The sequence below is a fragment of the Rathayibacter sp. AY1B7 genome, from assembly GCF_002932735.1.
In the GTDB taxonomy this organism is placed as follows: domain Bacteria; phylum Actinomycetota; class Actinomycetes; order Actinomycetales; family Microbacteriaceae; genus Rathayibacter.
Genome location: NZ_PSWK01000058.1, coordinates 1 through 5,001, shown reverse-complemented (window position 1 = coordinate 5,001; position 5,001 = coordinate 1). Strand labels below are relative to the sequence as shown.

Sequence of the window (5,001 nt, the reverse complement as noted above, 5' to 3'; positions counted from 1 at the left end):
CTGCGCGAGGCCGGCCACGAGGTCACGATCGACGCTGACGAGACGTTCCGGCCCACTGCCGAGGTCGAGGCGGACAAGACCGAGCGCCAGGCCGCCCGCGTCGATGCGCTCGACGCGAAGGCCGACCGGCGCGCCGCGGACGCCGACACCGCCGACGCGGCCGCGCGCCGCGCGTTCGACCGGCTCCCGGAAGGTGGCGAGCCGATCAAGATCGGCCACCACTCCGAGACGCGGCACCGCAACGCGATCGAGAAGGCCCACAACGCGATGGGCCGCAGCGTCGAGGCCGACCGCGAGGCCACCCGCGCCCGCGCCCGCGCCGATGTCGCCGCCGGGACCACCGAATCCCGCTACGCGCCGGGAATGGTTGCCCGCCGCATCGACCGGCTCGATACCGAGATTCGCGGGTGCACGCGGAAGATCGAGGGCAGCTCGCACAACTTCGGTGGCGGCTACATCGAGACGACCGCCCCCGCGACCGGCGCCTACCGGGAGCGGCTGCTCACCCAGCGCGCGCAGCTCGAAGACCAGCGCGACTACTGGACCGCCGTCCGCGAGGCGCAGGCCGCCGCCGGACAGGTCACGATCCACAGCCGCGACACGATCGCCAAGGGCGACATGATCAAGCACCGCTTCGGCTGGCACGTCGTTACCCGCGTGAACCCCAAGAGCGTGACCGTCGCGCTCGACTGGAACGACGGAACCCGCCCCTACAAAGTCGCCTACGCCGACGTGCAGGGACACCACACCGCCGCCGAGGTCGAGGCAGCCCGAGCCGCCGCCACCGAGACGGCCGCCGCGAGCTGAACGGGCGAGGGCTACCTACCTATATAGGTAGGTAGCCCGTGAGGGGCGGGCCCCTCACGCTCCCCGGGGAGCCCGTTCCGGGAGGTGCGAGCTGCGCTCGTGCAGCGGCGACGGAGCACCGCCTAGAGGTCGCCCGGCTGCGCCGGCCGCCGTTGGTCGCCCTACGGGCTCACACCCTTTTTTGCCGTGAAGCCTTCGGCGGCTCCCTCCGCTTCGCTGCGGTCGTAGCTACCTACGGGCTCCGTTCAAGTGGCTGCGCCACCGGCTCCTCCGAGACTTTCGGCACGCGGTCGCTGCGCTCCCTCACATCGCGCCGAAACTCTCTCCACCGCCGCCCTGCGGGTTGCACTGCGCCCTCCGGTTGCTCAGGCGGAGAACCGCCTTCCTTACCGTTATTTCCGTGGATCCGGGGCAGTTGTAGGCTCCGGAACGCGCCAGGGGTCCCGGGTATGGCTGACCGCCTTCAGCCGACTGATGGCACGCCGTGATTAGCCGCCCGGGATCCCGCAACGGCAGGACCGCTCATTGAGAAACGCGACCAGATCGCCCCGTAAGGACATGCCGGCACGGTCGTTCACGGCGCACCGCACCCCTCAACGGAAGGACCCTGCATGCCACAACTCTGGGCCGGTATCGACGCCGGCAAGACCGAACACCACTGCGTCGTCATCGACACCAACGGAACCAAGCTGCTCTCGCAACGGTTCAAGAACCGAGAAACGGCGATCCTGACCCTGATGGGCGACGTCGCCTCCTTGCCGGGTGGCACCGACGTCGCGTGGGCGACGGACCTCAACCACGGCGGAACGGGGCTGCTGCAGACGCTGCTCAGCTCCCACGCGCAGCCGCTGTTCTACATCTCGGGCCGGGTCGTTCATCATGCCTCGGGCGCCTACCGAGGCGAGGCAAAGACGGACGCGAAGGACGCGGTCATCATCGCCGACCAGGCCCGGACCCGACGAGACGTGACGCTGATGCGGCAGGCCGACGACGTCACCGCGGAGCTGCGCCTGCTCTCAGCCCGGCGCGAGGACCTGGTGCACGACCGCACCCGCGCCGTAAATCGGCTACGCGCCATCCTGGTCCACTACTTCCCGTCACTCGAGGGAGCGTTCAACTACGCGACGACCAGGGGACCTCTGGTGCTGCTCACCCGGTACGCGACGCCGTCCGCGATCAGGCGGACGGGGGAGAGCCGTCTGGCGTCGTGGTTGAAGGGGCAGGGCTGTTGGAAGTCCGCGGCCGTCGCTAAGACGGCGGTGGAAGCCGCGCGCGAGCAGACCTCGGTCGTCGCGGGGGAGGATGCCGCGGCCCGGCTGGTGAGCCGGTCCGCCCGCGATCTGCTCCGCATCCGCGACGAACTCGCCGAGCTCGAGGCCGAGATCGACGCCGTTCTACAGGACAGCAGTTCTGCGGATCTGCTCGTGTCGCTCCCCGGATTTGGGCGCAGGCTCGCCGCGGACTTCCTCGCCGCAACCGGTACTGACCTCGCCGCATTCGAGACGCCCGACCGGCTGGCCAGCTTCGCGGGCCTCGCTCCCGTGCCGCGCGACTCCGGGAAGATCTCCGGCAACCACCACCGGCCACGGCGCTACGACCGGCGGCTGTTGAACGCCTGCTTCCAAGCGGCGTTCATCGCGTCGAGGAACTGCCCGGTCTCTCGCTCGTTCTACGAGCGAAAACGTGGCGAGGGCAAGTCGCACAAGCAGGCACTGATCGCACTCGCCCGACGCCGCATCAACGTCATCTGGGCAATTTTCCGCGACCAGACCAGCTATCACCCCACAGGCGCAGAGCCCGCCGCGTTCGCGTCAGGGACGATCGCAGATGGGTCGGCGGCTCGTGGTCTCGGTGCTGGCGGGAATCCGTGGGAGGGCATCGGCAACCGTCACTCGTGGTGAACCACCTCGCTGCGGGGTAATCCTGGTCAGGGATTCTGCGCGCGATCGACGCGCGCGACAATCGCGCGCAGTGCTTCGACTTCGATGCTGAGGGCGGCGGTGCCCTGAGGAGTGAGAGCGACCCAGTTCTTGGCTCGGCGGCCGTCGTAGCCCCGTCGTGTGGTGATGTGACCGGCCCTGAGTAGGACTTCGAGGTGTCGTCCAAGGTTGCCGTCGGTGAGGTCGAGGGTGGTGCGCAGGAACCGGAAGTCGGCTTCGCCGGCCTCGTGAAGGATGGTCAAAATCGCAAGACGCGTTCGTTGGTGGACGGCATCGTCCAAGGACGCGAACTCGTCGTCGGTCGACTCCTCAGCGCCTGGTGCCACGGGCACGTCCCGTCTCCTGCCGGAAAGTGTTGATACCCAGAACGACGAGGGTGATGCCGGCGATCGTGAGAACGACGCCATCGATTGACAGAGGCGTGGAACCGTAGGAAGCACCCAGGATCAACCCGCTCTCGGGGGCAGCGTCCTGCAAGAAGCTGTTGAAGAGGAAGGGGGAAACTACTGCCACCCCGAGGCCAGCAAGCCACTGGCTGCGATTTTCGAGTCGCCAACCGATCGCGAACAGGAGCACCCCGACAAGAAACGCCGGACCGACGAACTCAACAAGAAAGGCCGGACCGGCGAACATCGTGGGCAAAAACGTCAAGATCGAGATTGCGGCGATGACGGCCGCGATCGGCCCCATGCGCTCGCGCCCCATTCCCACACCTGCGTGAGCAGCAGTAGCCCTCAGCACGATCCAGAGAGCGATGCTCGTGAAGGCAGGAATCAGGAAGCCGACGGTGAACAGCGTCGAACCGGCCAGGGGCAGCAGTCCGGCTGTTACCACTCCGACGCCGGAGACGATCAGCGGAAGTGATGACACGTGCCGCGCGTCTCGGACCCGTTCTTCTAAGGGCGTGCGAGTCAGCGACATGATGCTCCGATCACTCTGTGGTGTAGAGCAACTGTACTCTGCCTTGCAGAGCGGTCGCTAGGACGTCCAGCGTCGGGACCGTTTCGAGCGGCCGCAATTCCGCGCATCAGATCGCGAACAAGCGGACGCCGACCTCAGGCCGGCGCGGTGTCGTGCGCTGCGCGAATTTTTGCCTGGAAGCCTTCGGCAGCGTACGGGCCTCCGGCGTCCACGCAAGCCGCTGCGCGGCCGGCTCCTCCGAGCTTCTCGGCACGCGGTCGCTGCGCTCCCTCACATCGCGCCGACAACCTCTCCTCCTCCGCCCTCCGGGTTGCGCTCCCACCTCCGACCCTGCTCGGCACTACGTGCCTTCCAGGCAAAAAAACGCTGGGAGAGAAGGAAGAACAACCGAGCCAGACCACCCCCGCTGGCTTGACAAACCTGATTGAGAATCACGGCAAAAAACGATGAGGAAGAGGAAGAACATGCAGCAGATCATCACCGTCAGCACCTTCGTCCCGGCCGCGAACGAGGACGGGATACAGAGCCAGTTGCGCCGGATCGCCGAGCGCGACGTCGACCTCTCAGGTCTGGCACGCAACGGGTGGGCGCTGGCACACATCGCCACGATCCCCGGCCCCGAGGGCGTCATGTTCGTGGACACCCTCACCCGCACCGAATCCTGACCCGCACCACCACCGAGGAGCAAACGCCATGTCCGACACCATCACCACCAGCCCCGCGGCCGAGGAGCCGACCCTCCTCGACGCGGTGGCCGAGTTCGCTTCCGTGTTCTCCCACGGAGACACCGCCGACGACCTGGCAGTCCGACTCAGCTGCGCCGAGGTCGACGCTCTGGCCGGACTCCTGCGAGCATTCGGACGAGATGAGGCCGCGGACCTGTGGATCGCGGAGCACGCGAGCGACGACGACGAGGGCGACGCCCACACCCCGGAAGGAACCCACCGATGAGCGAGCAGCAGCAGACCACGCCCGACCCGGCGGCGACCTACCAGGCGGCCGTCGCGGCCTTCGCGGCCACGCTCTCCGACCCGGCCGTCACGGAAGCGATCGCTCCGACGCTGCCGTGCTGGCGCGCGACGGGCATCATCGACCTCCTCACCCAGGCCGGACACACCGACGCCGCCGAGAAGTGGGCCGAGCTGCACGCCTGGTCCCCGGTCAACGACGAGCACGACCCGCATCGCGGCGACCGGTGGGACGACTGATGCTCACCGTCTACTCGAAGCCGTCGTGCGTGCAGTGCACCATGACCTACCGGGTGCTCGAGAAGAAGGGCATCGAGTACACCACCGTCGACATCACCACCAACCCCGCAGCGCTCGCGTACGTC

8 protein-coding genes are annotated in these 5,001 nt (G+C 67.7%); 6 read left to right on the top strand and 2 right to left on the bottom strand.

Annotated elements, in window-relative coordinates:
- Positions 1-807: DUF3560 domain-containing protein (locus C5C95_RS16915; protein ID WP_181125746.1), on the top strand; the 807-nt coding region annotated here is incomplete at its 5' end.
- A gap of 611 nt (positions 808-1,418) precedes the next feature.
- Positions 1,419-2,708: an IS110 family transposase gene (locus tag C5C95_RS16910; protein ID WP_258072691.1), complete on the top strand. Its 1,290-nt coding sequence runs from the start codon at positions 1,419-1,421 to the stop codon at positions 2,706-2,708.
- A 26-nt stretch (positions 2,709-2,734) separates the two neighbouring features.
- Here the strand turns inward: C5C95_RS16910 and C5C95_RS16905 are convergent, their stop codons facing one another.
- Positions 2,735-3,079 (bottom strand): transcriptional regulator, encoded by a 345-nt coding sequence (locus tag C5C95_RS16905; protein ID WP_258059507.1) that lies wholly within the window; start codon positions 3,077-3,079, stop codon positions 2,735-2,737.
- On the bottom strand, positions 3,057-3,668 hold the full coding sequence (locus tag C5C95_RS17215; RefSeq protein WP_146084343.1) for a hypothetical protein: 612 nt from the start codon (positions 3,666-3,668) through the stop codon (positions 3,057-3,059). The genes C5C95_RS16905 and C5C95_RS17215 overlap by 23 nt, the downstream gene beginning before the upstream one ends.
- Positions 3,669-4,132: 464 nt before the next feature.
- Between C5C95_RS17215 and C5C95_RS16900 the strand changes: the two genes are divergently transcribed.
- From C5C95_RS16900 to C5C95_RS16885, 4 genes are all read left to right on the top strand, one after another.
- Positions 4,133-4,333: a hypothetical protein gene (locus C5C95_RS16900; protein ID WP_104277494.1), complete on the top strand. Its 201-nt coding sequence runs from the start codon at positions 4,133-4,135 to the stop codon at positions 4,331-4,333.
- A 28-nt stretch (positions 4,334-4,361) separates the two neighbouring features.
- Entirely contained in the window at positions 4,362-4,619 is a 258-nt protein-coding gene (locus C5C95_RS16895) for a hypothetical protein (protein ID WP_219814778.1), read from the top strand.
- Positions 4,616-4,876, top strand: a complete 261-nt coding sequence (locus tag C5C95_RS16890; RefSeq protein ID WP_104256091.1) for a hypothetical protein — start codon at positions 4,616-4,618, stop codon at positions 4,874-4,876. The genes C5C95_RS16895 and C5C95_RS16890 overlap by 4 nt, the downstream gene beginning before the upstream one ends.
- Positions 4,873-5,001 (top strand): glutaredoxin family protein (locus tag C5C95_RS16885; protein ID WP_146080940.1); only part of this gene is annotated, 129 nt, incomplete at its 3' end. The genes C5C95_RS16890 and C5C95_RS16885, both read left to right, overlap by 4 nt.